Origin of the sequence: Arthrobacter gengyunqii (genome assembly GCF_023022985.1) — a bacterium.
In the GTDB taxonomy this organism is placed as follows: Bacteria; Actinomycetota; Actinomycetes; order Actinomycetales; family Micrococcaceae; genus Arthrobacter_B; species Arthrobacter_B gengyunqii.
This window is the reverse complement of record NZ_CP095461.1, coordinates 2286075-2312304: the sequence shown is the minus strand read 5'-3', so window position 1 is coordinate 2312304 and position 26230 is coordinate 2286075. Positions and strand designations below refer to the sequence as shown.

The window sequence follows — 26230 nt, the reverse complement described above, 5'->3', positions numbered from 1 at the left end:
TCCACCAACCGCCCGGGCCCGCATCAGCAGCCCGCTGACATGTCTGACAGACTGGAGCCATGTCTTCCACACCCTCAGACCCGACAGCCGGCACCTCCGAGTCCACCGGTGCTGCTCCTTCAGTCAAAGACCAGGCAAGCCACATCGGCATGCGTTTGGAAGATGCCCTCCACGGTTACCGAGAGGGACGCGCCCGCAAACGCGGTGAGGTCCAGACCGTCCTGCCGTTCACCGGGTACGGGACCACCGAATGGGTCCGTGTCCTGGGCCGGGTCATCCTCGCCAAACCCGGATATGCTTCGCCGGACGGCAACTCGGCCGGTGCCCAAGCCATCCGCGACGGCATCCGCGGCTGGCGCAACTTCATGAGCCCGCCCATTAACAAGGCCTCGGTCACGGTGGAAATTGGCGATGAGTGCTATCCGGTGACGGCGGACCGCGGCGGCGTTATCGACGTCGTGATTCCCGTGCAGCTGACGCCGGGCTGGACCACCGTGACGCTGCGTTCGGAGGACTCCGAAGCCGCTGCCGCCCCTGTATATGTCGTGGATCCCTCCGCCACTGTGGGCGTGGTCTCCGATATTGACGACACCGTCATGGTGACCGCCCTTCCGCGGCCGTTCCTGGCGGCATGGAACACTTTCGTGCTGGATGAGCACGCCCGGACGCCCACCCCGGGGATGGCGGTCATGATGGACCGGCTGTCCCGGGAAAACCCCGGCAGCCCGGTCCTGTACCTGTCCACCGGTGCCTGGAACGTGGCGGCGACGCTGACCCGTTTCATCACCCGCAACCTTTATCCGGCCGGACCGCTGCTGCTGACCGATTGGGGCCCCACGCGGGACCGCTGGTTCCGCAGCGGACCGGAGCACAAGAAGACGCAGCTTGAACGTCTGGCCAAGGAATTCCCGCACATCAAATGGCTGCTGATTGGGGACAACGGCCAGCACGACGAGGCCATCTATGCCGAATTTGCCAAACGGCACCCGGAAAATGTCCGGGCCATCGCCATTCGCCAGCTTTCGGCAGGCGAAGCTGTCCTGGCCGGCGGCCGCTCGCCGTCGCGTTCGGGCGAGCGGCCGGCCGAGATTCCCTGGATCTACGCCCCTGACGGCGCCGGCATGACCCGGCAGCTGGCGGAGCTGGGGCTGCTGCCGGAGGCCGGTTAGCCGCTGGTCGGAACCGGCAGCGGCGCCGTCTGTATCCGGTCGCTGCCGGAGACCGTCAAGGCCCAGTGCACGTTGTCATTGGCGGTGACGGTAACAGCGACGTCAGGACTCCCTCGAAAGAACCGCGTTTCAACGCTGTTCATGTGGCCTTTCAAGGCATCGGCGCTGCACTCCTGGGAGAAGGTCACCAGCCCGGGAACCGCGACTTCGAGGGTACCGGCACCATAACAGTCCGCGGCAAAGGACAGTGTTTCGGAGTCGGTGGGAATGCCCTCGATAACGCCCGTACCGGTCTGGTTTTCCAATTGAGCGAGGACCATTCCGCCAATGCTTGGCGCCTTTACGGGGCCGGCGGGCGGTGTGGGCGACGGCGTGCGGACGGGGGCTGCCACCGACCTCGTCGGCTTGATGGAAGCGGTGCTTCCAACGCCGTCGTTGGTGGGATCTGCCGAGCAACCGGACAGAATAAGGGCTGCGAAAGATACTGCGGCAATTCCCGGTACTGCAATTCCACATTGTTTCCGTGACATTTGGTTCCCCTTACCTTGGGGAGGCCCACCATGCTGTCTAAACCCGGAATTTTCCCGGGTGGCTGACCCCAACGAATTGGCGTTTTTGATGCGTTTTCCGAACTCGTTTACCTTCTGGAGTCTTGTGGCGATGCATGGGAGTGTCAACCGCTGCTTCTGGGTTCACCTCGGGTAATCGGCCACGGATGCCAGCGGTGGCAAGGGATTCGAGCAATCGAAAATAAATGCAGAAAACAATTGGAAACCAGCGGCTAGGGCTGGTCTTCCACGGTTCTAATCGTGCGCAGAACCCGGCGCATGCTCATCGCCAGGGATGCCGTGACATCCACCGGACTGTCCGGGGACGCCGCGGTGTTCATATCGCTCTGGAGCTTGAGCACCGCATCCCGTGCTGCTGAGTATTCCTCGCTGTCCGCGTCCCAGTTTTCCACGGCGTCTCCGCAGGCCAGCATGGCCTCGGAGAGCTGTTCGGAGAGCTGATCGGGCACCGGCATGTCCTTCGGGCTGGTCCAAATGGCGGTGGCAAGGACTTCCGTCATGTCCTCCACGTAGAGGGTGACGCGCTCCATGGCACGCAGTGCCCGGTAATCAGCATCCAGGTCGTGGTGGTGGCGCCGGCTGCGGAGGTTGCCTCGGCGGCTGCGGTCCGCCAGCTGGACGGACTCGCGCACCTCCCTGCTGAAGGAGATGAGTTCGGTGCGCCGGTTGGACCAGTCCTCGTGTTTCGGCGGCCAGGACTCGGCAATAGCGGCACCCATTTCCTTGAGCTGGCGTGCCAGAGCCAGCCGCAGGGAGGCAAGGCCGTCCACGGCACCGCTCAGATGCAGCGGAGGAAAAAGAACGGCGTTGATCGTCAGGCCCACGGCGACGCCCACCAGCATCTGCACCGTGTAGCCGAGGGAATAGCCGTCCGGATCATCAATCCCGACCACCAGCACAAAGAGGGCTGCCATGGGCAGGTAGTCCTGACCCGCGCCCAGCTTGGGGATGCCCGCGAGCAGGACACCAATTCCCACGATCAGGGCGATCGTCAGGGTGGTGGGGCTGCCAAAGAGCAGCAGGGCCGCGAGGGCCAGGGCAATGCCCGTGACCAGACCTATCAGGGTTTGAATGCCTGCCCTCGCAGAACCCGAGATGGTGGGGTACATACTGACCAGGGCGCCCAGCGGGGCGTAGTACGGGTACTGCGCCGCGACACCCGGTACCCAGGGGGCAACGGTCCAGGCGATTGCGACCGCCAGGGCAGCTTTGATGGCAAGCTGGACACGGGTGTACCTGACTATGCCGGTAAAACTTGCCGGGACTGCAGTAAGCGAGGTTCCCCGCAGCAAACGGCCGGTTCGGCGAAAGAGGTTTCCGGTAGAAAGCATCAGCTCAGTATGGCCCGGGACCGGTCCGCAAGCCGATTTCAGCAAGGCAGATCACAACGGGGGCGGTTCCGGTTGTCTTCAGAGTCCCGCGGATGTCCGTGGTGCGATGCTCTGGGTTCTCAGCACCTCCGCCAGCTGATCCAGGAACAGCCGGATCTGCGGATTCTCGCGTTCATTGATCAGCAGCGCAAAGATGCTGCGGGCAAGGCGGATTTCGGGAACGTCCAGCACCACCACGTCGTCGTGCCTGTTGAGCATCGCCAGCTCCGGGACCAATGCCGCACCGAGTCCTGCAGCGGCCATCTCCAGGCTCGCATTGAAATCGTCACAGTACGCAGCGACGCGGGGATGCAGATTGCAGCTGGCAAAAAGCCGCTCAATGACGAGGGCGTCAGGGGTTCCCGGGTGGTGCATGATCCACGGCATGTCCGAGAGCTGTTCGGCTGAGACCTGCGATCCTTCCCGGATGCCCCAGGCCCTGGGGAGGACCACCCGGAAGTTGTCGTCGCCGAGCCACTGGCGGCTGATCGTGGAGGGCCAGGCCAACCCGCCCTGTCCCACCTGATAGATGAGTGCGACGTCGAGTTCGCCACCGGCGCGCAGCCCCTGGATGGTCTGGCCCGGTTCCGCAACATGGATTTTGAGGTTGATGCCCAAATCCTGCCAGCCGGGGGAGCGGATCAGGCGGGGAAGGGCAAAAGTGGCCAGGCTGGGGAAAATGCCAAGACGCAGTTCGTGGCTGGTTCCGGCCTCCGCCCGGGCCGAGGCGGCCATCAGGGCGTCCATGTCGGTGAGCACCTTGGCAGCGTGGCGGGCCATGACGACGGCGGCCTCAGTGGGCACAGCCGTGCGGGCCGAGCGTTCGAACAGATGGGTCCCGGTGGCACGTTCCAGCGCGGACATCTGCTGGGATACGGCGGATGCCGTGTAGCCCAGCCGGAGGGCGGCGGCAGCGAAGGAACCCACCCGGATGACTTCCAGGAGCGTCTTGAGATGGATCGGGTTGACCACTGGTGCCGCCTTTCCGTGGCAGGGGTGCGGATGAGGGGCTGATGCGTCCGCCGTCGACCACTTTATCCGGTGTGTCGAGCCTTACCCGGTGACACCGCGGAGCGTGGTCCGGGGCCCGCGGCGAGGCCGTGCTCCCCGCACCGGACGCGACACGCCGTCGTTCCGCGACACGCGCTGAATTTGTGGCCTTGGCTACGGTCCGCAGCCTGTGCGCTCACTCTGCACAGGCTGTGGAGAACCCTCGTCCGGCCTGCGGGAATCCGCGGAATTTTCCCGCCCGCCCTGTGCATTAACTGTGGACGAGAGGGGAGGGGAATGACATACTTGTAATACATCATCTTGGGGTTCCCCACGGAGCTGCGCACTAGATGTAGTGTCTGGATGTAGTATCAATGGACAGACTTCAAGGCTTCACAAGGGGAGACCAACCATGACCGTTACGGTTTACACCAAACCCTCCTGCGTTCAGTGCAACGCTACCTACCGGGCGCTGGACAAGAAGGGCATCACGTACCAGATCGTGGATATGTCCCAGGATGCAGAGGCCCTGGAACGGGTCCGCGCACTGGGCTACATGCAGGCTCCCGTCGTCGTTACGGAGCAGGATTCCTGGTCCGGCTTCCGCCCGGACAAGATCGCCGAACTGGATCAGTCCTCGGTTTCCTCGGTCGCCTAAGACGGCTTCCGCAGCACCAGCACCACACACGCAATACCCGCACCGTCAGGAGCGCAGGACCATGACACTGGGGATAGCAGACCGCACCGGGATTGCCCCGGATGCGGGATCCGCAGCACATGAACAGCCGGTCACCAATGCGCCCTTGATTTTCTTTTCTTCGGCGTCCGGGTACACCGGCCGATTCGCCGATAAACTGGACACGCAGACGGGACGGATCCCGCTGCACACCTCCGAACCCACCCTGCTGGCCCAGCGGCCGTATGTCCTGCTGCTGCCCACCTACGGCGGCACCGCGGCACAGCCCGGGGCAGCAGCACGCGGCGCCGTTCCCAAGCAGGTGATCAAATTCCTGAACAACGAGCACAACCGCTCCCTGATTCGGGGAGTGATCGGCGCCGGCAATACAAACTTCGGGGAATCCTATTGCCTCGCGGCGGACATCGTCTCCGCGAAGTGCAAGGTCCCCGTGCTCTACAGATTTGAACTCATGGGCACGTCCGACGACGTCGCCAAAGTTAACGAAGGATTGGAAGAGTTTTGGACGCATCAGTCGCAGAAGCCGGCATGACGAGCTCGAAGGAGCTCCCCGCGGCTTACAAGGATCTGGGCTATCACGAGCTCAACGCCATGCTGAACCTGTATGGCAAGAACGGCGAGATCCAGTTCGACGCCGACCGCGCTGCTGCGCGCCAGTACTTCCTTGAGCACGTCAACAACAACACTGTGTTCTTCCATGACCTGGAAGAGAAGCTGGAATACCTCGTGAAGAACGAGTACTACGAGAAGGAAACTCTCGACCAGTACTCGATGAACTTCATCAAGGACCTCTACCAGCGCGCCTACAAGAAGAAGTTCCGCTTCGAAACGTTCCTCGGCGCCTTTAAGTTCTACACCTCGTACACGCTGAAGACCTTTGACGGCAAGCGTTACCTGGAGCGCTACGAAGACCGTGTGTGCATGGTTGCCCTGCACCTGGCCCGCGGCGACGAGAAGCTGGCCATGCAGATGGTGGATGAGATCATCGGCGGCCGCTTCCAGCCGGCCACCCCCACCTTCCTGAACGCGGGCAAGGCCCAGCGCGGCGAGCTTGTCTCCTGCTTCCTGCTCCGCATTGAAGACAACATGGAGTCGATCGGCCGTTCCATCAACTCCGCACTGCAGCTGTCCAAGCGCGGCGGCGGCGTGGCCTTCGCGCTGACGAACATCCGCGAAGTCGGTGCCCCGATCAAGCAGATCGAAAACCAGTCCTCCGGCGTCATCCCCGTGATGAAGCTCCTCGAGGACAGCTTCTCCTACGCCAACCAGCTCGGTGCCCGCCAGGGTGCCGGCGCTGTGTACCTGCACGCCCACCACCCGGACATCAACCGGTTCCTGGACACCAAGCGCGAAAACGCCGACGAGAAGATCCGCATCAAGACCCTCTCCCTCGGCGTCGTCGTTCCGGACATCACCTTTGAACTGGCCAAGCGCGACGAGGACATGTACCTGTTCTCCCCGTACGACGTCGAAAAGGTCTACGGCGTGCCGTTCTCCGACATCTCGGTCACCGAGAAGTACTACGAGATGGTGGACGACGCCCGGATCAAGAAGACCAAGATCAAGGCCCGCGAGTTCTTCCAGACTCTCGCCGAGATCCAGTTCGAGTCCGGCTACCCGTACATCATGTTTGAAGACACGGTGAACCGGGAAAACCCGATCGACGGCAAGATCATCATGTCCAACCTGTGCTCCGAAATCCTTCAGGTTTCCGAGCCCACCACGTACAACGATGACCTGTCCTACGCCGAGACCGGCAAGGACATCTCCTGCAACCTCGGTTCGCTGAACATCGCCAAGACGATGGATTCCCCGGACTTCGGCCAGACCATCGAGACGTCCATCCGCGCCCTGACCGCCGTGTCGGACATGAGCCACATCGGCTCCGTTCCGTCCATCGCCAAGGGCAACGACGCCTCGCACGCCATCGGCCTGGGCCAGATGAACCTGCACGGCTACCTGGCACGGGAGCGGGTGTACTACGGCTCCGAAGAGGGCATCGACTTCACGAACATCTACTTCTACTCCGTGGTTTACCACGCGGTGCGGGCCTCGAACCTGCTCTCCATCGAGACCGGCCGCAAGTTCGCCGGCTTCGAGCGCTCCAAGTACGCCACCGGCGAGTTCTTCGACAAGTATGTGAACCAGGAATGGGTCCCGAAGACGGAGCGCGTGCGCGAACTGTTCCAGGGCATTCACATTCCCACCCAGGAGGACTGGGCAGCGCTGCGGGCTTCGGTCATGGAGCACGGCATCTACAACCAGAACCTGCAGGCTGTGCCGCCCACGGGTTCCATCTCCTACATCAACAACTCGACCTCCTCCATCCACCCGGTGGCCGCGAAGATCGAGATCCGCAAGGAAGGCAAGCTGGGGCGCGTCTACTACCCGGCTCCGTACCTGACGAACGACAACCTGGAGTACTACCAGGATGCGTACGAGATCGGCTACGAGAAGATCATCGACACCTACGCCGCTGCCACGCAGCACGTGGACCAGGGCCTGTCCCTGACGCTGTTCTTCAAGGACACCGCCACCACGCGTGACATCAACAAGGCCCAGATCTACGCATGGCGCAAGGGCATCAAGACCATTTACTACATCCGCCTGCGCCAGCTCGCGCTGGAGGGCACTGAGGTGGAAAACTGCGTCAGCTGCATGTTGTAGCGGCAGGCTGAGAGCTGTGGAAACGACGACGACGGAGGCGGGCTACATCTATGGGGTCCGCCTCCAGGGAGAGCGGGAATACCGCTATGTGGGAATGACCACCAAGACCGTCGCTCGTCGTTTCGCTCAGCATCTGAAGTGTGCTCGGGACGGCCGCAAGACCCCCTTCTATGACTGGCTCCGCAAGCAGGACCAACAGGGGGTTCGGGCGGATGAACTGCAGGAAGTATGGGACCTGACCGACCTTGGCCAGTCAGAGATCGATTGGATTGCCTACTTGAAAAGGGATGGGCACCGCCTTCTGAATCTTTCAAAGGGTGGTCTTGGCCCCACAGGAGTCCTATGGACGGCCGAGCAGCGTGAAGCTGCTCGGCTTAGGTCCACCGGACGAAAAGGGCTCAGCCGCTTCGGCGAAGCAAACCCGTTCTATGGGCGGTCGCACACTCCGGAGCAACGGCTCAAATGGGCTGAGGAGCGGGCGGGCCAGTATGCTGGACCCGAGAATCCAAACTTCGGCAGGTTCGGTGCCGAGCACCCCAGATTCGGAAGTTCAATGACGCCGGAGGCACGCAAAGCGCTTTCCGATGCAAGGACCGGTGCCGGAAATCCGAACTTCGGTAAAAAGGCCAGCGAAGAAACCCGGGCCAAGATGTCTGCGGTCAGGGCTGGACGCCCAATGCCGTCCAGCCGCCGCAGTGCCCACACCAGATATCACTCAAATAAGGGCGTAGAGAAAGCCGACTGCAGGTACTGCGTCGAGGACTCAGCCAACCCACGTCTCTCTTCAGAAAGCGAATCGGAGTCATGACAGAGAAAATCAAGCTGATCGACAGCGTCCAGGCGATCAACTGGAACAAGATCCAGGACGATAAGGACGTGGAAGTCTGGAACCGCCTGGTCAACAACTTTTGGCTGCCGGAAAAGGTGCCGCTGTCCAACGACGTGCAGTCTTGGAACACGCTCACCCCGGAAGAGCAGCAGCTGACGATGCGCGTGTTCACCGGACTGACCCTGTTGGACACCATGCAGGCCACTGTTGGCGCCGTCTCCCTGATCCCCGATGCGCTCACCCCGCACGAGGAAGCGGTCTACACGAACATTGCGTTCATGGAATCCGTCCACGCCAAGAGCTACTCCTCGATCTTCTCCACCCTGTGCTCGACCAAGGAGATCGACGAGGCTTTCCGCTGGTCCACCGAGAACGAGAACCTGCAGAAGAAGGCACACATCGTCACGGATTACTACCGCGGCGATGACCCCCTGAAGCGCAAGGTGGCCTCCACACTGCTGGAGTCCTTCCTCTTCTACTCCGGCTTCTACCTGCCGATGTACTGGTCCTCACGGGCCAAGCTGACAAACACGGCCGACCTGATCCGCCTCATCATCCGTGACGAGGCCGTACACGGCTACTACATCGGCTATAAGTTCCAGAAGGGCCTGGAAGGCGCCTCCGAGGAGCGCAAGGCCGAGATCAAGGACTACACGTACGAACTGCTCTTCGAGCTGTACGAAAACGAAGTCCAGTACACGCATGACCTGTACGACGGCGTCGGCTTGGCGGAGGACGTTAAGAAGTTCCTGCACTACAACGCCAACAAGGCACTGATGAACCTGGGCTACGAAGCCATGTTCCCGTCCACCGTGACGGACGTGAACCCGGCCATCCTGTCCGCACTCTCCCCGAATGCGGATGAGAACCACGACTTCTTCTCCGGTTCCGGTTCCTCCTACGTGATCGGCAAGGCCGTGAACACGGAAGACGACGACTGGGACTTCTAGTCTTTATGTAAATTTGCACCATTACCGCAGCATCGGACCAAAGTGTCCGGTGCTGTGGTCTTTAACGGGAATCGATATGGCAAGGATTTCCTGTTGGCGCGGTCCATGGTTGGAGGAACTTTTTCGGCACTTTGGTTGGAAGGAGACTACAAAACTGCTAACCTCAGGCTCGGTTCATTAGGGATGAACACTTCTGAGCACGCATGATCCCAACGAGAATTGGAAACCCATGTCTTTTGAGAATCTGGCGTTGTTTGCTCAGGGTGACAACGAAGATGGCGGCAATGTAGTTCTTTTTGTGGCACTTGTTGCAGTGGTCTTGTTAGTTGTTTTTATATGGAGGTCCTTCAAACGAAAGGGGGTGCCTGATGCTAAGACGGCGCCTCTGAAGAAGCCCAAAACGAAGCCCAAGATGAAACCGGCCATGACAGCTGAGGAAGTTGTTTCCAAGCGGTTCCAGCCAACAAAATTCAGGGAGGGGTATGACCAAGACGAGGTTGATGACCTCCTGGACAGAGCCATCCGGGAATTCCAGCGGCTTCAAGAGGAAAATGAACGCCTTCAGCTGAAAAAGGTCAACCCCCTGAGCGAACCTGCCTTTATTGCTGAACCAATTCTGACCGCTGAACAGGTAGTCAAGCAGAAGTTCCCTCCCACTAGATTCCGCGAAGGCTATTCGCAAGACGAGGTTGACGACTTCTTGGATAAGATTGTTGTAGGTCTCAGGCAATGGACCTCTGAAAACGAGCAACTGAGAGCGCAACTTTCCGGAAACCTGAGCTCATAGAACCCGCGTGCATGCCCCGGGAAGAGCCGTAGCACTTATGGACCGTGTCCCTCCACTGGTCTAGTCTCTGGCTTCGTGACCGACAACAACACCGCCCGCCGGAACGAGCCGCCGCTGGCCGGAACCGAAGCGCAAACCCTTGCAGGCTCCCTGGACCGGCAGCGGGCAACTTTTGCCTGGAAGACAGCCGGTCTTGATGCCGAAGCACTGGCCGTGAGACTGGGCTCCTCAGCCATAACGCTGGGCGGGCTGATTAAGCACTTGGCCGGGGTTGAGGACATCTACTTCTCCTGGCGCCTTTCAGGCCGGGATCCGGGCGCTCCATGGAACACCGTGGACTGGGAAAACGATCGAGACTGGGACTGGCGCACTGCCGCCAACGACAGTCCCGAGGATCTCTACCGCCTGTGGAACGATGCCGCAGCGCGTTCCCGAATAAGCCTTGCCGAGGCGCTGGACAACGGAGGGCTCGACCAGTTGCTGCCGGCAGCCGGCGGGGAGGTGGGGAGCCTTCGCCGCATGCTGATTGACCTGATCGAAGAGTATGCACGCCACGTGGGGCATGCGGACCTGATCAGGGAATCGATCGACGGACTGGTGGGGGAGGACCCGCCGACCGAAACGTAAAGTCCGGCGCTAGGGCAACCGGCCGGGGCGCAGCATCGAGGGCACGTGAGCCCGGGCGGGTTCCAGCGGAACGGGGCTTACGAGCACCGCCGGCCCACGCTGGAGGATTCCGCTGGTCAGTGGCCGGCAGCGCAGACCGCCCCGGCCACGCATCGCCTTGTGCGCGCCGGGGGCCAGAACCGTATCCATCCAGGCACAGGGGTGCGCGTGCCGGCCTCCATGGAAAGCAACGCTGCCCGCGGCTGATTCGAGGGTGAAGTCCTGCCCGATGAGAGGTGCAAGTTCGGCGCCGCGGAGCACCACGTTGCGGCGGGGGAGCAGCGGGTCGAAGGGCTCAGCTCCGAGTTCCGCAGCGATCGCCTCCAGGGACTCCACCGCAAACAGGGTGACGGCAGCATCCATGTGGGCCGCCTTGCCGAAGAACCGGTCACCCACAATTCCCTTCCCCGCTACTACCTCCACCCGCTCGGCATCGGTGGTGGCGACGTCGGCCGCACCGTCCCGGGCGCGGCCGAAATAGGCGTGGGCGCCGGAGACGAGCAGGTGGAGGATCTCCACGTCGTATTCGTAGCTCATGTTCTCTACGCTAACCGCTCGCACCTACGGCGGACGCGCAGCGGTCCTGCTGCTATTCGGGAGTGAGGCGGTCCCGCAGATTCATGGTGGTGTTCCAGCTGCGGATGGTCATGGACTTGTACAGCGGCGATGCGATGACCGCGCTCAACCGGCTTTTGGTTAGTTCAGCACTGAGGCGCTGTGAATAGATGACGCCGTCGCCCGGCCAGACATGGTCCACACCCTCCCGCGGGCGAAACGCCGTCATTGCAGTTTCGGCGTCGATGCCCATGAGGAAAATGGCATCGGAATGGTACATCTCCGGCTGCTCGCCGAACCCCTCAGGCCTGGAGTCGATCACGCTGTGCAGCTGCTCCGGACTGAGGACAAGCACCTTTATGAGCTCGTCGTCCAGGTCGAACTTCTCCACCAGAGCCGCTTCGATCTCTCGTCCCACCTGCTCAGGGGAATCGGGTGAGGCAACGAGGACGTTTCCGCTGGCAATGTAGGTGGACACCTGCTGGTATCCCAGATCCTCAAGATGCTCCCGCAGCGGTTTCATCGGGATCTTGTTCCTGCCGCCCACATTGATGCCGCGCAGGAGGACCAGGTAGGAGTTCATTTCACGCCTCCATCCCCTTCGCCTGGTGCAGCCGGTCCGTCGGCAACAGAATGTCGATGGACGTGGTCATATCGGCGGCCTTGGCGATGGCGCCGGAAGCAGTGAAAGCCACGGACACCCGGTCACGCCGGACTTCCCGGATGAGGACCGGCACCTGTTCGCCGTCGAGATCGAGCCACCAATCCTCCACGAACATCGCCAGGCCGAGGTCATCCAGGAGATTCTCCGCCTCCTCCAGTTCCAACGCCTCCGCCCGCTGCCGGTGCAACAGATCAAACGGTATGAAAGCGCCGTCGTCTGTCATGTGGATGTAGCCGACATGTTCACCGTCGCTGGAGCGGCGGTGGTCAAAGGTGTTTCCCTGCGGAAGCTGCTGCGGCATGGCAGGACCCTAACACCGGTGGACCCTCAGGGATATATCGCGCCGCGTCGCTGTCCCGGCACCCACGGTAGTTGTGGAACAGTTTGCAGGGGAGGGACATCATGCCGCGTCAGCACATCACGACACACATCGCCATCATTGCCGGTGTGTGCCTCTGCCTTCTGGGGTACCTTTCCTGGTCCGGCCAGGGAGAGCAGGCGGCGCAGCCCGCCGCTGCTGCCGTGCTGGACTTTGATTCGCCGGACAGCTCCCTCGCCGTCGTCAATAAGCAGCGGCCGCTGCCGGCCGACTATGTTCCGCAGGACCTCTCCGATGCCGGAGGCGTTCCGCTGCGCGCCGAGGCCGCCGCGGCCTACCGGCAGATGACCGCGGAGGCGGCGGCCACCGGGGTCTTCATGTCCGCTGTGAGCGGCTTCCGGACCGGCGATGAGCAGGATCACCTGTACGTCTCCTATACGGGCAGCTTCGGGCAGGAGGAGGCGGACGCCATTTCGGCCCGCCCCGGGCACAGTGAACACCAGACCGGGTTGGCCGTCGACATCGCCAACCCGGACGGGACCTGCGCCCTGGAAGCCTGCTTCGCCGAAACCCTGGCGGGATCGTGGGTTGCGTCCAACGCCCAGCACTACGGCTTCATCATCCGCTACCCAGCGGGAGCCGAACACCTCACCGGATACGCCCACGAACCGTGGCACCTGCGGTACGTGGGGACGGAACACGCCCGCACAATGCACGACGCCGGCACCACCTTGGAAGAGTTCGTGGGACTGCCTGCCGCGCCGGGCTACTGACCGGTTTCTGTGACTACGGCTTCAAAGCGGTAAGACGGCTGCTAGCTATCCTCAACGGCGTTAAACCGCTCCAGTGCGTCAGCGAAGTCCTTCAGCTCGGATTCGCTCCAGCCCTCAAGGCGGTTGCGGACGGACTCCCGGTGAATGGCCAGGGACCGCTGGAGCCGGTCAGCTCCCTTGTCCGTCACGGACAGGGCACGGCCGCGGCGCGGCTGGTTGTCGCCGTCGTCGCCCTCCACCACCAGACCAAGCTCCGCCAGGGCATGCACCTGACGGGAGACAGTGGAGCGGTTCAATGAGAAGGCGGAGGCGATGTCCGTGGCGCGGCACCCGGGGTTGCTGCCGATGAAAGCCAGCAGGGACTGTTCCACTTGGGTCAGCGGCGCGTTGATCCGCCGCGAGCGTGCGACGGCCCGCCGGTAAATCGCGTCAATCTGGTCGTAGACGTCTCCCACTGCAGTGTCCCTGGACCTGTCCTGTTGTGCCACTTCTCCAACTTACCTTCTTCGAGGGAAGGAACGCCGCGGCGCCGGGCTGGTGTTGCACTATGCAACAATGGGATGTTGCATAGTGCAACTTACGTCGGAGTTCTCCGCACTGAACCCAGAGAGGTCCCATGCCCGACCCGTCAATTTCCGCACCGTCACCCGAATCGCTTCGATCTGGGCAGCCGGCGGTGAAACCAACCCGGCCGGGGCGTGGCGGTTCCGTCCCTTCTGCCTCCTTCTGGAAGGACCTGGGGGTACACCTCCTGATTCCGTTCTTCCTGGCCACGGGGATGGGACTGGCCTATCTGGGCGCTTTCCATGAACCCGAACCCAACCATCTTTCCCTCGGCATCATTGGTTCTGAAACCTCCGCTGAGGTCTTCGCCCAGCGGCTCAATGATGCTGAGCCCGGTCGTCTTGATGTCCGTGTGGTGTCCGACGCCGGAACGGCCCGCCAGCTGCTGACCGACCGCGAAATCTCGGCAGCCTACGAACCCGGCGAGGATGAGGCCACGCTGTACGTGGCGTCGGCCGCATCCGCGACAACGGCGGAGGTCGCGAAGAAGATCTTCCAGCCGCTCGCTTTCGACCAGCATCTGCCGCTGGATATTGTGGATGTGGTTCCCACGAATGAGCATGATCCAACCTCGCAGGGGCTGTTCTTCCTGCTTGTCGGGCTGAGCGTCGGTGCCTACTCCAGCGCCGTGGCCATCTCTGCTGTTGCCGGGCGGGTTTCCGTTCCGTGGCGGGCCGCCGCCGTCGTCGGCAGCTCCGCGGTGATTGCGGGGATCGGAGTGATCATCGCCGGACCGATCTACGGCATTCTGGAAAACGGACTTTGGAGCATGTGGCTGCTGTCCTGGCTGTACGTCACCACGATTGCCCTGCTGGGCGTCGCCCTGCATCCGGTGCTGCGCAAATGGACCACGCCCACCCTCACGCTGCTGTTTGTGATGCTCAACTTCACCAGCAGCGGCGGAATCTTCACGGCCGAAACGCTGCCGCCGTTCTTCGCCGCACTGGGGACGTTCTGGAACGGTGCAGCCTGGCTGCACGCGGCACAGAGCATGGTCTACTTCCCCGGCCAGTCCTTCGGTGCTGACGGACTCAAGCTGGCGCTGTGGCTGGTTGCGGCAGCAGTCCTGCTGGTCCTGACCCACCTGTGGAGCGTGCGGCGGGTCCGATTGTCCGATGAACGCGCACGCGTCCGGGAAGAGGAAGGCATCGTAGCTGCCTAAGCGTTTCCCGGTATCCAGTCGTATCCAGGGACCCAGTCGTTATCTGGAACAGCGACGGCGGCGGCTGCCGTTCAGAAGTCGCGCCAGGTGAACCGGCCGCCGAGCAGTGTTGCCGAAACCGGCATGGTGCGCAATTTCTCACCGGTCGCGGTCAGGGGATCCGCCTCGGTGACGGCAAGATCGGCCACCTCGCCCACCTGCACCCCGGACCGGCCCCGAGCGCTCGCGGCAAGAGCCACCACCGCCGGCACACACTGCTCGGGATGCCACGGCTCCCGGCCGTCCCTGCTCCGGCTGACCGCTGACGCCAGCGCAAACCAGGGATCCAGGGGAGCGACCGGGGCGTCGGAGCCCAGCCGGAGGGGCGCACCGGCGCGGTGCAGGGAGGCCAGCGCGAAGGCGCGGCCGGTGCGTCCCGGCCAGAACATGTCGGCCACATCCCGGTCATCCATGGCGTGCTCGGGCTGGACGCTGGCGGCCAGGCCCAGCTCCCGGAAACGGGCAAAGTCCTTCTCCCGCACCAGCTGCGCGTGCTCGATCACCCCGGTCATGCCCAGTTCCTCGAAAGTGTCCAGGACCGCCGTGTTGGCCCGGTCGCCGATGGCATGGATTGCCGCGCCGATGCCGGCGTCGCGCGCGGCGGCCATGAGCGTCCGCAGCTCCTGCACCGGGACTGTGTTTTGGCCGCAGGAGTGCTTCCGGCCTGCGGGGAGCCCCGGATACGGGTCCCAGCACCAGGCGGTACGGGTGTTCAGCGAACCGTCAACGATGACCTTCAGCGGGCCCATGGTGATGAGCCCGCGCTCGTCCAGCACGTCGCCGGTCTTCACACCGAGCCCGACGGCGTCCGCCAGGCGATCCGGCCACACGGAGACCTCAACCCGCAACGCATCAACGCCGTGACGGACGCGCTCGGGCCAGAGTTGCAGGTTGTCCGCGTTTTCAAAGTCCACAATGCCGACGACGCCGCGCCGCGCCGCCGCATCGGCGGCCCGCCGGTACGCCTCAAACGAGATGGCGTCCGGATCCTCAAGTTTCTCCAGTGTCCGGAAGCACTCCGCTTCCCGGACCAGCCCGCCGTCGGCCCCGGCGATGCCCAGGGCGCGGACTGCCGCAGTGTTGACCCAGAGGCAATGCAGATCGGCGCTGATCAGGACCACCGGCGTCGTGCCTGAGACGGAATCCAGGCCGGCGCGCGTGGGGGCGTCCGGCCAGAGAGCATCGCGGAAACCGAAGCCCACCAGGGTTTGCCCGGCGGTTCCGGCCGGAACGGCTGCTGCCACCAGTGCAAGGACATCCGCGGCGCTGCCGCTGCCTGTCAGGTCCAGCCGCTGCTGCCGGATCACCCACTGGGTGAAGTGGACATGGTTGTCCCACAGGCCGGGGAGAACAAAACGCCCGTCGAGGTTGTGAACCTCATGCGTGTCCCGCCCAGGTGCAGTTCCCTGCGCCGGACGAATGGCCGCTATGCGTCCGGCGCACAGCGCGACGTCGTGCAGTCCCGGGCGGGAAGGAAGCGAAGCGTTCCTCAGCAGGATGCTGAGCGGGTCCATGAGTGTCCTCTTTGGGGCGGGGCGGTTGCGGGCTGGATTACAGGAGCCGCTCAGTTCAGGGTTTCCGCGTTGGCCTGCCTCATGCGCGCGGCCAGCGGCGGATTGGCGTACGGTCCCGGCTGCTCCAGGTGGTCGATGACGCTTCGGATGGTTTCGGGGCTCTTGCCCTGGCTCATTTTCTCCTTGCCCTCCATCCGGGTGACCCGCAACCGGAAACCGACGGTGCCGTGGACAATGCGGTGGGCATACTCGCTGTTCTCGCTGGTTGCATGCAGCAGGTGGGGCTCGGGCAGCGGAGCTTCGAAGTGCTCCACCAGCCGGTCGAGAACGGCAAGGTTTTCGTCATCCGACAGGATCTCCGGCGTGCCCCAGAGATGGGCGACTACGAAGTTCCAGGTGGGAACGCCGGGGCCGCCGGGGTACCAACCGGGGGAAACGTAGCCGTGGGGACCCTGGATGATCGCCAGCATTTCGTGCCGCCCCAGATCGTGTTTGGCCTCATCGGGCCGGCCGACATGGCTGAGCAGGACTATCCCCTCGGCGTCCTCATCCAACACGACCGGATAGTGCGAGGACACCAGCCCATGACCGTCCACGTGGCTGATGAAAGTGCACCAGGGGTTGCTGCGGACGAGCTCCTTGATGGCCTCGGCATCGTTGAGTGCGTAGCTGGGGTTGTCTCTCATGGGTCCTTCCATAGCGCGTGCCGCGTCCGGGCCACCCTAACAGGACGCGGTGGGGCCGCTGCTGCGCGCTGGCACTGAACACGTGCATACTTCGTTTATGACGGCTCAGACCCCCATACCGGAACTGTGGCGCAGCCTGGCACCGTTGCTTCCGGACGGTTTCGAAGCGGCTGCCCGGTCCGGACCGCGGTGGTGGTGGGCGGGCAGGCTCGACGTCGAAGGCATCGGGTTGGGAGCGCTGCAGGCGCTCGCAACCGCGGTCTCCGCGTATGCGTCTTCCTCCGGCCGCCGGGATCAGGTTGGTTTTGCGTCCGACGGCGCGGCGGCGTCGTTTGCTTCGTTTGCCCACCTGCGCGTCAACGGCGATCCGGTGAGGGCATTTGCTCCGCTTTCCGGGTTCCGGCGCAGCGCCGACGGCTGGGTTCGGCTGCACGCCAATTATCCGCACCATGAACGTGCCCTGCTGGCGGCTCTGAATATCAGCAGGCCTGAGGAGGTGGACGCAGAGGTGCGCCGGCGCACCTCTGCGGAAGTGGAGGAAGCGGTCACGGAACACGGAGGTCTGGCCGCGGCGGTGCGCACGCCTGAACAGTGGGCAGCCTCCGAGTCGGGGCGCGCCGTACTCCACCAACCCTGGCTCCGGTTGAACCTCGAAGCTGTGGAGGCGGCATCCCTGCCGAGCGGCCGCGGCGGCATCCTGGCGGGACTGCGCGTTCTGGACCTGACCCGGGTCATTGCCGGCCCGTCGGGCAGCCGGATCCTCGGTTCTCTCGGCGCTGACGTGTTGCGTGTGGATCCGCCGGCCACCCCCGAGCTGGAGGACCAGTACGTGGACACCGGGTTCTCCAAACGCAGCGCCGTCGCCGACTTTGGCGACCCCGACGCCTACGGGAGACTGCGCGAGGTGCTGGAGAGGGCCGACGTCGTCCTTACCGCCTACCGCTCCGGTGGGCTGTCCCGCTTTGGGCTCGATGCAGCGACGCTGCGTGCTGATTATCCCGGGCTGGCGGTGGTCTCGCTGGACGCGTGGGGAGACCACGGGACGTGGGCCGGTCGGCGCGGTTTTGACAGTATTGTGCAGGCTGCCGTTGGCATCTCCCATCTCTACGGGAGCACGGGCGGGGCCGGCCAGTGGCGCCCGGGTGCACCTCCGGTGCAGGTTCTGGACTACGCCACCGGGCTGGGGATGTCTGCCGCCGCCGTCGCTCTGGTGGCAGCCCGTGCACGTGGACTGAGCGGATCCGCTCATTTGTCGTTGGCGCGGACGGCTCTGGAACTGATGCGGCTGCCCGGCCCGCCGCCCGGCACAGAGCCTGTGGTGCTCGAGCCGGTGCTGCGCGGCTGCCGGAGCGACTACGGTGACCTGATCTTCGTGCCCCCGCCGCTGCTGATCAACGGATTACAGCTTGAGTACCGTTGGCCTCCGCCCCGTTACGGCAGCACCGCATTGGTTTGGAGTGGATCGGACCGCGTGGATTGAGGGCCCTTATTGGGAACGCATATCCATCCCTGGGTCACTGGAGCAGGCACTTTCTATGTTGATTGAGCTGTGCCCCGTACCCGGCTGGTAGAACACCGCGCTTCCGTCCGGATGGCTGAGTGTCTGAACGATATATCGGTTGTTTTCGATACTGCTCTCGAACTTATTGGTTTCGGTGAAGCCCTGTGCGGCGAAGTGTGCAGCGGCGGCTGCTGCAGCGTCCTCCGGGCTGGAGACCCCTGGCCCGGTGATAACGGTGCTGCTGTACTGGCGGTTTATGTCATCACCGCAGGTGGTCATACCCCAATAACCCGCGGTGCTGGTGGGGTCAAAAAGAGCGTCATCTTCGTATGTCCACTCTCCACCTTGGAGCTGGACAAGCTCATCCATGACCCGCAGCATGTTGAGCAGGATCACCTGCGGGCTCGCTTGGGTTGTTCCCGTCTGGGAAGCTGCGGCGTTGGACTGTTCGGTATTCATGGGTTCCTCCGAGGAAGCTGGGACACAGGCCGATAAGGCAAGGAGCATGCCCAGAGCGGCGGTTGCTGCGGCGTGTGGACGAATATTCATGTGAAGCCTTTCATCAACAGTTCCAACAACCTGGGGCTGCTTGCCTGCAGGCTAGAGTGTCCGCATATCCATGCCCGGGTCGCTGGAGCAGGCGCTATGAACGTTGATTGAGCTGTGCCCGGTCCCGGGGTGGTAGACCACTGACGTACCGTCTGGATGGCTGAGTGTCTGAACGATGTATCGGTTGTTTTCGATACTGCTCTCGAACTTATTGGTTTCGGTGAAGCCCTGTGCTTCGAGGTGTTCAGCGGCTCTTGTTGCGGCGTCCTCCGGGCTGGAGACCCCTGGCCCGGTGATAACGGTGCTGCTGTACTGGCGGTTTATGTCATCACCGCAGGTGGTCATACCCCAGTAACCCGCGGTGCTGGTGGGGTCAAAAAGAGCGTCATCTTCGTATGTCCACTCTCCGCCTTGGAGCTGGACAAGCTCATCCATGACCCGCAGCATGTTGAGCAGGATCTCCCGCGGGCTCGCTTGGGTTGTTCCCGTCTGGGAGGCTGCGGCGTTGGACTGTTCGGTATTCATGGGTTCCTCCGAGGAAGCTGGGGCGCAGGCCGGCAAGGCAAGGAGCAGGCCCAAAGCCGCAGCAGCAGCTATGGGTTTAGGACGATGAGTTTGCATGCGGACTCTCTCTACGTTCAATGAAGGTCAGAACCGAGGGCCGAACAGCTGGGGATGCGTGAGTCTTCGCTGTTCGATGTCTAGTCGCGGGAAGGGACCGGTCACCTCCACCAGACCACCCCGGCCCATGGTGATTTTTGAAATGCTGTTCAGGCTCTCGGTCCCGCGGTCCAGGTAACCCTGACTTTCGATCGCCTCTACCCGTCCTGTGAAAGGGGTGTGTTCATCCGTCGGAGCGAGCACGCCATCGCCATCGGAGCTGAAAACCTTCGCGCCGAACAGGAAGTGCGCTGCTCCGAGACGCCCGTCTCCGGCTAGCTGACTGCCCAAGATGCCCAAACCGGCCAAATTGTCGGCGCTCGCCTGCGTTGCGTAGACCTGCGGGTTGCCATCTGAGTCCACTGCCACGCGGAGGTTTTCGGCATCGGGGGTGGCCGAATCCATGCCGGCGGAGGCGTACAGAACGGCAGCGTCCACTTCAAAGTCGATATTCGCCAAACCGTTTCCGGCTGTCGGTGTTCCGTAGGAGTGGGCAGCCACCGCAAGGAAAGGGCCATCTCCAAGGGCCGTGTGGAAGCCGGTCAAAGAAACCGCAAGGCGGTCTCCGCCGGCACGGGCCAAATCTGAATGCAAGACCTCAAACGTCGAGAGCGGGCCGGGTGTTGAGTAATTCATCCATGCGACGACAGCATGGCTTGAATTGGCATCCACCTCTCCCTGCCCGTCATAAAGACCTTGGGCTGCATCCGTCCAGTCCGTCATCCGTTCGCTGGTGGCCTCCATTCCAGGAACATTCACCGTGACATAGTCGGCATCATCTACGTTCCCAATGGAGACAGCTGCCAGCGGCGGCACGACGGAGGGATCAAACGCAATGAGGAACCGGCTGAGAGGTTGAAATGGGCTCACCAGTGACTTCCTGATGGTCGCATAGGCAGCTTCCTGCTCCGTAGTAAGCCCGTGCCGGGCGGCCGCGGCTCCCAGCGCCAGCAGATTTGCCTCCGCCCGATCGACGTAGGGGATTCCTTCAAGATTTCCCACCAGCAAGGGCAAGGCAGTGATGAGGAATTCCGGATGCCGGAGGGATGCCCACAACTCCTTGGTGGCTTCGGGATCCAGGCCGGCCGGGGCAGCGGCGAGTTCCCATCCGGGGTTGTCCGCCTTGAACCGGTTGAGTTCCTCGAGCGTCATCAGATCCATGCGGCGCAGAAGCATCCCCAAGTTCCTCTGCGGGTCCGTGCTCCTGCCATCGGCCAGCTTATTGTAGGCAGCGGTTGCTGCGTTGACGTCAGCATGGGGGTCCCGCGGACCGTATGTGGAGAAAGCATCGGTGGTGTTCCGCTGCAGGGCATCGAGTGCATTGATGCAGGCGTCCTCCAAGTCCCGGTAATCGTCGGCGAGCGTGTTGGCCCGTGATGTGAACAGCGCTTCGTCCACCGCCGGATCCGCCTGGGCGTGGATTTGACGCCCGTAGTTCTCCAGCTGCTCAACCAACATCTTCCTGCGGGAGATGACGTCGGCGGCGCCCTCCGCGAACAGCCTCAAGGCTTGCGCGGCTCGGTGGGTGCTGTCGCGCAGCGCCTGGGCTGAGACTCGGGGGCCTGTCAGGAGAGCATGGACCTGTTCCTGCTCGGGCGCCTTATAGGACTGTTCCAGGCCACCGCGCCAGCTGCCGTGAAGGCCTTCCACGGTATTGGCAAAGCTGTCGCCACGGACTGTGAGGTTATCCGCAGCGACAGCCAGAACCGCGGGGTCGGGGAGGTGGGCGCTTCCGCTCAAGTCCACATTCAGGATCATTGTTCGGCAGCGCTTCCCGACAACGGGTGCCGGGCGGCCGGACGCGGGGGCAGTGCCCTGGCGGCGCGCAGCGCGTCGGCGGTCATCGTGTGGTCGGCGGCAACGTAGTGATCCATGGCGGTGCTCACTCCGCCAATGGCATTCCGGATGCGGATCAGGGTTGCTTCGGTGTCACGGACCAGGACCTCATCGGCGTAGCGGCTGAACGCAGCGCGTGTCCTGCTCGCTCCGAGTCCGTTCTCCACATCGTTGCCCGCCGAGCGGACGTCCTGGACCGAAAGGTCTTCCAAATGTCCCTGTGCCACCCGCAGGGTTCCCCGCACCCCGGCCACATCGATGTCATAACGCATGCCGTCATTCACTACCTGCACCCCCGTAGAACTGCTCACAGTCGATCCGGTGCCGTTCCTCCCGGCATACTCCGGGACAGTAGGGAAGCGGTAATCGGCTGACAAGCGTGGCAGCTGTTCTGGGGATATCCACCGCTGCCCAGGGGGTGGCTAGTCCGCCACGCGTGCGCGCTGCGCGGTGTCGACGGCGGCTACTGCACCGCCGTCGACCAGCAGATCCATACCGGTGACGAAACTGGCGTCGTGTCCCAGCAGGAAAGCTGCCGCGTTGGCGATGTCTCCCGGTGTGCCCACGCGCTTGGTGCCCGATCCTTCGATCATGGCCCGCATCTGCGCACCCGATTCACCGGCGAGCTCCTGCTGGCCCATGGGCGTGGAAATGACACCGGGGCTGATGCTGTTGACCCGTGCGCCCCGGGCACCCCAGGCAAGGCTGGCTGTCTGCACCCGCACCTGGTTGGCGCGTTTGGCGATGCCGTAGGCGTATCCGGGGTTGTCGATGCCGGCGAGGAACGGCACCAGGAGCAGATCATCCGTTGGCACTGCGGCAAGGCTGGCCAGAGCATCAGCGGGAATCTGGCCGCCCACCATGTACGCGGACATGCTGGAGATAAAGACGCCGGAGCCTCCCGGTGCAATAACCTTCTGGAACTCGTCCAGCACCAGGGCGGTACCAAACAGATCCACCTTCCAGATGGCGTCCACCGGCGCCTGGACGGGAGAGAGTCCCGCCGTATGCACGACGCCGGTGACCGAGCCCAGTTCCGCGGCCGTTGCGGCCAGCGCCGCCACCGAATCGCGGGACGATACGTCCACGCGCTGGGAAACGACGTCGTACCCGTCCCCGACCGCGGTGGCCACGACAGTCTCCAAAAGCGATTCGTCGAAATCGGCCAGCAGTACCTTGCGTCCGGCGCCCGAGCGGCGCAGGACGGCCTGTCCCATGCCGCCCATTCCAATAATGACCAGTACTTCAGCTGCCATGACGCTCCAATGTTCATAGGGTTTCCGGCAGGGGAGAGCTTGTCCGGTGTTGCTGACATTACTCTCCCAAGAGGTGCAGACGGCCAGCTCCCGAAGGGGAAACATCTCCTTTTTAGGGCAGAAAAACAAACCACCGGCGCGGGGCTGCTGATGGTGTTTTCGGCTGCCAACGCAATGGAGCTTAAACCTGGGAAACACCTGGTACATGAGCCAAACTCAGATGGTCCGCTGGATCAAGGGGTTCTCCAACCAGGGCAAGGCCCGCACAGTCCACGCTCCGATGATCTACACCATCACCGACTGGTGGTCACACTGCTGCACATCGCCAGCGACAACGAGGTTGGTGCCGGTCCGCTGCCCGCGAGCTGGCGCTACTACAGCTGGCGCTACTACAGCGTGTGGCAGTACAGCAGCACCGGTCCGTTTGTGGGCGATTCCAACGTCTGGAACGGGACAGCCGAGGCACAGACCACCGGTATTTCAACCGGTTGGAGTGACGGTACATTCCGCCCCTACAAACCGATCAAGCGCGACGCGATGGCGGCTTTCCTACACCGCTTTGACAGCAAGTTCCAGGCAGCTCCGGCCGGCATCCGGCGAATGGCGGTTTGATGCGCCGTTCGCCGGAGGCAGGCGCCGGGTGACGTAATGAACTCGCGATCGGTCATCGGCGGTCTCCGGCGCCGATACGATTTAACGCATGAACATTGAACTGCGGATCCCGCCGAAGCTGGGACGGGAGCTGGAGGAGCTGGCCGAGGAGCAAGGGGTTCCTGTGGAAACCCTGGTGGTCAACGGGGCCAGGCTGCTTTTGGAACACCGCAATCGCCGGAATCACATCGCCTAACCGCATTCCTAAAACAGCGGACAAAACTTCTTTCTGCATTCCTGTCTTCCGGCAGGACAAAAGAGTTTCCACATTTCCGCGGGGCAGCAGCCGCTGATGCATCGCCCCGAATTCCGGGAAATTCTTTTTGATGCCCGGGCAATGGGTGTCCAGGGACGCCGTGGCAGCCTTCCTTTACCGGCTGAAGGGGTCACCGAAATACACGGCACCCAAGGCATCACCCTTCACTGATGTCACTAAATCCACCAGTTGTATAAGGAAATCTCCTGGCTGGCGTCCAGCAGGGCATCAACCGGCTCGCCCGCGGCTGGGGGCGCATCCGAGTACCGGCCGGGACAGACCGTCGCCCGTGATGCCATGGCCGCATTCATGAAGCGCTGGTCGTCTTAGCCAGTCTTTCCGGTCCGCCTCCGGCGCATCAGCCGGCCGCAGCGGCCAGTTGGTCGGACAGGGTCATGAACCCTTGGTCGACCTTCTGCTCCGCAGGGTGCGCGTCGTACCAGGCAAGGATTTCGGCTGCGCCTTCAACAAAGGGAATCCGGGCTTGGAACCCCGGCACCAGGGCCTTGATCTTGGAGTTGTCGAAAATAACCGAGTGGGACTTGTCGCCCAGCAGGCCCGGCCCGCGGCGGGGATCACGGGCGGCAATGGTGTCCGACGGGACGTGCACCAGCTGCGGCTCCGGCACCCCCGCTGCCGCCGCCATGATGCGGTAGACCTCATTCCACGGCAGGAATTCATCCGAGGTGATGGTGTAGCTGTCGCCCACGGCGGACGGCCGGCCCAGCAGCCCGGTGAACGCGCGGGCAAAATCGCGGCTGTGCGTCAGCGTCCAGAGCGAGGTGCCGTCTCCGTGGACCAGCACCGGCAGACCGGCGCGCATCCGGTGCAGATCCGTCCACCCGCCCGTGAGCGGGATCATGGTTTGGTCATATGTATGGGAGGGACGGACCACGGTTCCGGGGAACCCCTCCTCCCGGTAGGCGGCGGTCAGCAGATCCTCACAGGCAATCTTGTCCCGCGAGTACTGCCAAAAGGGATTGCGCAGGGGAGTGGATTCCAGGATGGGCAGCCGGGCCGGCGGTTTCTGATAGGCGGAGGCCGAGCTGATGAACACGTACTGCCCGGTGCGCCCGCGGAAGAGGTTCATGCTGGCCGCCAGCTGCTCGGGGACAAAGGAGATGAAGTCGGCAACGGCGTCGAACTCACGGCCGGTCAGGACTTCGGCAGCGGAGTCCGGGTCACGGACATCAGCGTGAAGAACCTCGGTTCCGTCGGGCACCGGGCGCACCGTTGACGCTCCGCGGTTAAGGAGGGTCACCCGGTGGCCCAGCGCGGCTGCATGCTCGGCCACGGCGGAGCTGATGACTCCGGTACCGCCGATAAGAAGAATATCCATGTGTGCTCCCAGTCTGGATCCAACGCTGCCGGACACAGTCTACGGAGTGCCGGTGCCCGCGGTTCGCTCGCCGAGCCCGCTCTTCCGGCCGCCGCTGGTGCGCCGGGTGACAGCGGATGCCCACACCCACGTGGCGCGCCGGACGCCGGCGTCGGTCCACAGCACCTGCACCGCTTTGTCGTTCCAGGTGCACGCCTCGCCCTTCACTCTTTCAGCGCAGTTGGGAAACCGGATCCAGGCCCAGACGGGAATTCCCGGCACCGACGTGGCGGCGGGGTGGTGTTCGAAGTCCAGTTCCTCCGGGGTGAGTTCAATCGGCTCCGCGCGCCGGGCGTAGCGGGCGGCGATCCGTGCTGCCGCGTCCTGATCCATACTTAAAAGTAGAACACATATTCGAATGGCTGGATGCTCTGGAGTTCCCGCTGCGGCAGGCACAATGGGACCATGTGCGGACGATACGTGATGGCGAAAGCAACATCGGACCTGGTGGCAGCCTTCGCCGCAGATCAGGCAGTGGGGGAGGACGTCGCTCCGTCCTGGAACGTGGCGCCCACCGATAACGTGCGCATCGTCACCGAGCGGATCGGCCGCAGCACAGAGCACGACCACGGCGGCCGGCCCGGGGCGGTCCGCCGGCTGGCCACGGCCAAGTGGGGGCTGGTGCCGGTGTGGGCAAAGGATCCGAAAATCGGAGCACGGATGATCAACGCCCGCCGGGAGACGATCCTGGAAAAGCCGGCGTTCCGCAAAGCCGCCGTGAAGCGCAGGGCACTGGTTCCCGCCGACGGTTACTACGAATGGGAGAAGTCCGGCGGCACCAAGATTCCCACGTATCTGTATTCGCCGTCGGAGGATCCGCTGGCCTTCGCCGGTCTCTATGAGTTTTGGCCCGATCCTTCGCTGCCTGAAGACCATGAACACAAATGGCTGTTGAGCTTCACCATCATCACCACCGAAGCCAGCGACGCCCTGGGGCACATCCATGACCGCACGCCGCTGATCGTCCCGCCGGACCTCTACCCGGACTGGCTCGATCCGCAGCTCACGGAAACCAGCCATGTGCAGCAGCTGCTGGATGCCATTCCGGAGCCGGTGCTGACTCCGCGTGTGGTGTCCAGCCAGGTCAACTCGGTGCGCAACAACGGCCCCGAGCTGATCCTCCCCGCGCCGGAGGCGTAGCGGGCAGGAAATGAGGCAAGCGAACCTCCCGCC

The 26230-nt window shown here is 63.2% G+C and carries 31 protein-coding genes and 1 pseudogene; 15 read left to right on the top strand and 17 right to left on the bottom strand.

The window, feature by feature from the left end:
- Positions 1 to 59: 59 nt before the first annotated feature.
- Positions 60 to 1169 carry an App1 family protein phosphatidate phosphatase gene (locus MUG94_RS10580; protein WP_423724143.1) on the top strand — a complete coding sequence of 370 codons (1110 nt, stop codon included), beginning with the start codon at positions 60 to 62 and terminating at the stop codon, positions 1167 to 1169.
- On the opposite strand, the gene MUG94_RS10575 is transcribed toward MUG94_RS10580, so the two are convergent.
- The 3 genes from MUG94_RS10575 to MUG94_RS10565 all read right to left on the bottom strand — a co-directional run bounded on the left by MUG94_RS10575 (position 1166) and on the right by MUG94_RS10565 (position 4080).
- Positions 1166 to 1699 (bottom strand): hypothetical protein, encoded by a 534-nt coding sequence (locus MUG94_RS10575; protein ID WP_227908332.1) that lies wholly within the window; start codon positions 1697 to 1699, stop codon positions 1166 to 1168. The genes MUG94_RS10580 and MUG94_RS10575 overlap by 4 nt on opposite strands.
- Before the next feature lie 251 nt (positions 1700 to 1950).
- Complete coding sequence (locus MUG94_RS10570) at positions 1951 to 3069, bottom strand: FUSC family protein (protein ID WP_227908333.1); 1119 nt, start codon at positions 3067 to 3069, stop codon at positions 1951 to 1953.
- Positions 3070 to 3147: 78 nt separating this feature from the next.
- A complete protein-coding gene (locus tag MUG94_RS10565) occupies positions 3148 to 4080 on the bottom strand; it encodes a LysR family transcriptional regulator (RefSeq protein ID WP_227908334.1) in 933 nt (310 codons plus the stop codon).
- A gap of 430 nt (positions 4081 to 4510) precedes the next feature.
- Here MUG94_RS10565 and nrdH point away from each other — a divergent pair, with 430 nt between their 5' ends.
- From nrdH to MUG94_RS10525, 8 genes and pseudogenes are all read left to right on the top strand, one after another.
- Complete coding sequence (gene nrdH, locus MUG94_RS10560) at positions 4511 to 4756, top strand: glutaredoxin-like protein NrdH (protein WP_227890139.1); 246 nt, start codon at positions 4511 to 4513, stop codon at positions 4754 to 4756.
- A gap of 61 nt (positions 4757 to 4817) precedes the next feature.
- Positions 4818 to 5327, top strand: a complete 510-nt coding sequence (gene nrdI, locus MUG94_RS10555; protein ID WP_227890138.1) for a class Ib ribonucleoside-diphosphate reductase assembly flavoprotein NrdI — start codon at positions 4818 to 4820, stop codon at positions 5325 to 5327.
- Positions 5324 to 7462, top strand: a complete 2139-nt coding sequence (gene nrdE / locus MUG94_RS10550; RefSeq protein WP_227908335.1) for a class 1b ribonucleoside-diphosphate reductase subunit alpha — start codon at positions 5324 to 5326, stop codon at positions 7460 to 7462. Before nrdI ends, nrdE begins: the two co-directional genes overlap by 4 nt.
- 16 nt (positions 7463 to 7478) lie before the next feature.
- On the top strand, positions 7479 to 8270 hold the full coding sequence (locus MUG94_RS10545) for an NUMOD3 domain-containing DNA-binding protein (protein ID WP_227908336.1): 792 nt from the start codon (positions 7479 to 7481) through the stop codon (positions 8268 to 8270).
- Complete coding sequence (nrdF, locus tag MUG94_RS10540) at positions 8267 to 9241, top strand: class 1b ribonucleoside-diphosphate reductase subunit beta (protein ID WP_104103876.1); 975 nt, start codon at positions 8267 to 8269, stop codon at positions 9239 to 9241. The genes MUG94_RS10545 and nrdF overlap by 4 nt, the downstream gene beginning before the upstream one ends.
- A gap of 412 nt (positions 9242 to 9653) precedes the next feature.
- A pseudogene (locus MUG94_RS10535) lies at positions 9654 to 9812 on the top strand (DivIVA domain-containing protein); the annotation flags it as partial.
- On the top strand, positions 9807 to 10028 hold the full coding sequence (locus tag MUG94_RS10530) for a DivIVA domain-containing protein (protein WP_432418094.1): 222 nt from the start codon (positions 9807 to 9809) through the stop codon (positions 10026 to 10028). The pseudogene MUG94_RS10535 and the gene MUG94_RS10530, both read left to right, overlap by 6 nt.
- A 75-nt stretch (positions 10029 to 10103) precedes the next feature.
- On the top strand, positions 10104 to 10655 hold the full coding sequence (locus MUG94_RS10525) for a DinB family protein (protein WP_227908337.1): 552 nt from the start codon (positions 10104 to 10106) through the stop codon (positions 10653 to 10655).
- Positions 10656 to 10664: 9 nt separating this feature from the next.
- On the opposite strand, the gene MUG94_RS10520 is transcribed toward MUG94_RS10525, so the two are convergent.
- The 3 genes from MUG94_RS10520 to MUG94_RS10510 are packed head-to-tail and all read right to left on the bottom strand — an operon-like array spanning position 10665 to position 12214.
- The gene (locus tag MUG94_RS10520) at positions 10665 to 11231 is read right to left on the bottom strand and encodes an MOSC domain-containing protein (RefSeq protein WP_227908338.1); all 567 of its coding nucleotides are present in this window, start codon (positions 11229 to 11231) and stop codon (positions 10665 to 10667) included.
- Positions 11232 to 11283: 52 nt separating this feature from the next.
- Entirely contained in the window at positions 11284 to 11832 is a 549-nt protein-coding gene (locus MUG94_RS10515) for a DUF1697 domain-containing protein (RefSeq protein ID WP_227908339.1), read from the bottom strand.
- Position 11833: 1 nt separating this feature from the next.
- The gene (locus MUG94_RS10510; RefSeq protein WP_227908340.1) at positions 11834 to 12214 is read right to left on the bottom strand and encodes a serine/threonine protein phosphatase; all 381 of its coding nucleotides are present in this window, start codon (positions 12212 to 12214) and stop codon (positions 11834 to 11836) included.
- A gap of 101 nt (positions 12215 to 12315) precedes the next feature.
- Between MUG94_RS10510 and MUG94_RS10505 the strand changes: the two genes are divergently transcribed.
- Positions 12316 to 13005: a M15 family metallopeptidase gene (locus MUG94_RS10505; protein WP_227908341.1), complete on the top strand. Its 690-nt coding sequence runs from the start codon at positions 12316 to 12318 to the stop codon at positions 13003 to 13005.
- Positions 13006 to 13046: 41 nt separating this feature from the next.
- Here the strand turns inward: MUG94_RS10505 and MUG94_RS10500 are convergent, their stop codons facing one another.
- Positions 13047 to 13493: a MarR family winged helix-turn-helix transcriptional regulator gene (locus MUG94_RS10500; protein ID WP_227890127.1), complete on the bottom strand. Its 447-nt coding sequence runs from the start codon at positions 13491 to 13493 to the stop codon at positions 13047 to 13049.
- A gap of 188 nt (positions 13494 to 13681) precedes the next feature.
- On the opposite strand from MUG94_RS10500, the gene MUG94_RS10495 reads away from it, so the two are divergent.
- Complete coding sequence (locus MUG94_RS10495) at positions 13682 to 14731, top strand: hypothetical protein (RefSeq protein WP_227908342.1); 1050 nt, start codon at positions 13682 to 13684, stop codon at positions 14729 to 14731.
- A 71-nt stretch (positions 14732 to 14802) separates the two neighbouring features.
- On the opposite strand, the gene MUG94_RS10490 is transcribed toward MUG94_RS10495, so the two are convergent.
- Entirely contained in the window at positions 14803 to 16284 is a 1482-nt protein-coding gene (locus MUG94_RS10490; protein WP_227908343.1) for an amidohydrolase, read from the bottom strand.
- Positions 16285 to 16334: 50 nt separating this feature from the next.
- On the bottom strand, positions 16335 to 16970 hold the full coding sequence (locus tag MUG94_RS10485; RefSeq protein WP_227908344.1) for an FMN-binding negative transcriptional regulator: 636 nt from the start codon (positions 16968 to 16970) through the stop codon (positions 16335 to 16337).
- Positions 16971 to 17067: 97 nt separating this feature from the next.
- Between MUG94_RS10485 and MUG94_RS10480 the strand changes: the two genes are divergently transcribed.
- Positions 17068 to 18450, top strand: coding sequence for a CoA transferase (locus MUG94_RS10480; RefSeq protein WP_227908345.1), 1383 nt, complete (start codon positions 17068 to 17070; stop codon positions 18448 to 18450).
- 6 nt (positions 18451 to 18456) lie between these two features.
- On the opposite strand, the gene MUG94_RS10475 is transcribed toward MUG94_RS10480, so the two are convergent.
- The 5 genes from MUG94_RS10475 to MUG94_RS10455 all read right to left on the bottom strand — a co-directional run bounded on the left by MUG94_RS10475 (position 18457) and on the right by MUG94_RS10455 (position 22772).
- On the bottom strand, positions 18457 to 18930 hold the full coding sequence (locus MUG94_RS10475) for a hypothetical protein (RefSeq protein WP_227908346.1): 474 nt from the start codon (positions 18928 to 18930) through the stop codon (positions 18457 to 18459).
- Positions 18931 to 19071: 141 nt separating this feature from the next.
- Entirely contained in the window at positions 19072 to 19545 is a 474-nt protein-coding gene (locus tag MUG94_RS10470) for a hypothetical protein (RefSeq protein WP_227908347.1), read from the bottom strand.
- 123 nt (positions 19546 to 19668) lie between these two features.
- Entirely contained in the window at positions 19669 to 21420 is a 1752-nt protein-coding gene (locus MUG94_RS10465) for an alpha/beta hydrolase (RefSeq protein ID WP_227908348.1), read from the bottom strand.
- 14 nt (positions 21421 to 21434) lie between these two features.
- Positions 21435 to 21827 (bottom strand): DUF6507 family protein, encoded by a 393-nt coding sequence (locus MUG94_RS10460; RefSeq protein ID WP_227908349.1) that lies wholly within the window; start codon positions 21825 to 21827, stop codon positions 21435 to 21437.
- A gap of 111 nt (positions 21828 to 21938) precedes the next feature.
- Positions 21939 to 22772 (bottom strand): SDR family oxidoreductase, encoded by an 834-nt coding sequence (locus tag MUG94_RS10455; RefSeq protein ID WP_227908350.1) that lies wholly within the window; start codon positions 22770 to 22772, stop codon positions 21939 to 21941.
- 39 nt (positions 22773 to 22811) lie between these two features.
- Between MUG94_RS10455 and MUG94_RS10450 the strand changes: the two genes are divergently transcribed.
- Positions 22812 to 23384, top strand: coding sequence for a glycoside hydrolase family 25 domain-containing protein (locus MUG94_RS10450; protein WP_227908351.1), 573 nt, complete (start codon positions 22812 to 22814; stop codon positions 23382 to 23384).
- A gap of 88 nt (positions 23385 to 23472) precedes the next feature.
- On the top strand, positions 23473 to 23619 hold the full coding sequence (locus MUG94_RS10445) for a toxin-antitoxin system HicB family antitoxin (RefSeq protein WP_227890117.1): 147 nt from the start codon (positions 23473 to 23475) through the stop codon (positions 23617 to 23619).
- 236 nt (positions 23620 to 23855) lie between these two features.
- On the opposite strand, the gene MUG94_RS17230 is transcribed toward MUG94_RS10445, so the two are convergent.
- From MUG94_RS17230 to MUG94_RS10435, 3 genes are read right to left on the bottom strand one after another with little or no spacing between them, the layout of a single operon-like run.
- Complete coding sequence (locus MUG94_RS17230; protein ID WP_279324694.1) at positions 23856 to 23978, bottom strand: hypothetical protein; 123 nt, start codon at positions 23976 to 23978, stop codon at positions 23856 to 23858.
- Positions 23979 to 24037: 59 nt separating this feature from the next.
- The gene (locus MUG94_RS10440; RefSeq protein WP_227908352.1) at positions 24038 to 25018 is read right to left on the bottom strand and encodes an NAD-dependent epimerase/dehydratase family protein; all 981 of its coding nucleotides are present in this window, start codon (positions 25016 to 25018) and stop codon (positions 24038 to 24040) included.
- A gap of 39 nt (positions 25019 to 25057) precedes the next feature.
- Positions 25058 to 25390: a hypothetical protein gene (locus MUG94_RS10435; protein ID WP_227908353.1), complete on the bottom strand. Its 333-nt coding sequence runs from the start codon at positions 25388 to 25390 to the stop codon at positions 25058 to 25060.
- Positions 25391 to 25462: 72 nt separating this feature from the next.
- Here MUG94_RS10435 and MUG94_RS10430 point away from each other — a divergent pair, with 72 nt between their 5' ends.
- The gene (locus MUG94_RS10430; RefSeq protein ID WP_227908354.1) at positions 25463 to 26197 is read left to right on the top strand and encodes an SOS response-associated peptidase; all 735 of its coding nucleotides are present in this window, start codon (positions 25463 to 25465) and stop codon (positions 26195 to 26197) included.
- Positions 26198 to 26230: the final 33 nt, after the last annotated feature.

Coding starts and splice junctions, on each gene's coding strand:
- MUG94_RS10580 (WP_423724143.1), top strand. CDS start 60: ATGTCTTCCACACCCTCAGACCCGACAGCCGGCACCTCCGAGTCCACC.
- MUG94_RS10575 (WP_227908332.1), bottom strand. CDS start 1,699: ATGTCACGGAAACAATGTGGAATTGCAGTACCGGGAATTGCCGCAGTA.
- MUG94_RS10570 (WP_227908333.1), bottom strand. CDS start 3,069: ATGCTTTCTACCGGAAACCTCTTTCGCCGAACCGGCCGTTTGCTGCGG.
- nrdH (WP_227890139.1), top strand. CDS start 4,511: ATGACCGTTACGGTTTACACCAAACCCTCCTGCGTTCAGTGCAACGCT.
- nrdI (WP_227890138.1), top strand. CDS start 4,818: ATGACACTGGGGATAGCAGACCGCACCGGGATTGCCCCGGATGCGGGA.
- nrdE (WP_227908335.1), top strand. CDS start 5,324: ATGACGAGCTCGAAGGAGCTCCCCGCGGCTTACAAGGATCTGGGCTAT.
- nrdF (WP_104103876.1), top strand. CDS start 8,267: ATGACAGAGAAAATCAAGCTGATCGACAGCGTCCAGGCGATCAACTGG.
- MUG94_RS10520 (WP_227908338.1), bottom strand. CDS start 11,231: ATGAGCTACGAATACGACGTGGAGATCCTCCACCTGCTCGTCTCCGGC.
- MUG94_RS10515 (WP_227908339.1), bottom strand. CDS start 11,832: ATGAACTCCTACCTGGTCCTCCTGCGCGGCATCAATGTGGGCGGCAGG.
- MUG94_RS10510 (WP_227908340.1), bottom strand. CDS start 12,214: ATGCCGCAGCAGCTTCCGCAGGGAAACACCTTTGACCACCGCCGCTCC.
- MUG94_RS10505 (WP_227908341.1), top strand. CDS start 12,316: ATGCCGCGTCAGCACATCACGACACACATCGCCATCATTGCCGGTGTG.
- MUG94_RS10490 (WP_227908343.1), bottom strand. CDS start 16,284: ATGGACCCGCTCAGCATCCTGCTGAGGAACGCTTCGCTTCCTTCCCGC.
- MUG94_RS10485 (WP_227908344.1), bottom strand. CDS start 16,970: ATGAGAGACAACCCCAGCTACGCACTCAACGATGCCGAGGCCATCAAG.
- MUG94_RS10480 (WP_227908345.1), top strand. CDS start 17,068: ATGACGGCTCAGACCCCCATACCGGAACTGTGGCGCAGCCTGGCACCG.
- MUG94_RS10475 (WP_227908346.1), bottom strand. CDS start 18,930: ATGAATACCGAACAGTCCAACGCCGCAGCTTCCCAGACGGGAACAACC.
- MUG94_RS10470 (WP_227908347.1), bottom strand. CDS start 19,545: ATGAATACCGAACAGTCCAACGCCGCAGCCTCCCAGACGGGAACAACC.
- MUG94_RS10455 (WP_227908350.1), bottom strand. CDS start 22,772: ATGGCAGCTGAAGTACTGGTCATTATTGGAATGGGCGGCATGGGACAG.
- MUG94_RS10445 (WP_227890117.1), top strand. CDS start 23,473: ATGAACATTGAACTGCGGATCCCGCCGAAGCTGGGACGGGAGCTGGAG.
- MUG94_RS17230 (WP_279324694.1), bottom strand. CDS start 23,978: ATGGCATCACGGGCGACGGTCTGTCCCGGCCGGTACTCGGATGCGCCC.
- MUG94_RS10440 (WP_227908352.1), bottom strand. CDS start 25,018: ATGGATATTCTTCTTATCGGCGGTACCGGAGTCATCAGCTCCGCCGTG.
- MUG94_RS10435 (WP_227908353.1), bottom strand. CDS start 25,390: ATGGATCAGGACGCGGCAGCACGGATCGCCGCCCGCTACGCCCGGCGC.
- MUG94_RS10430 (WP_227908354.1), top strand. CDS start 25,463: ATGTGCGGACGATACGTGATGGCGAAAGCAACATCGGACCTGGTGGCA.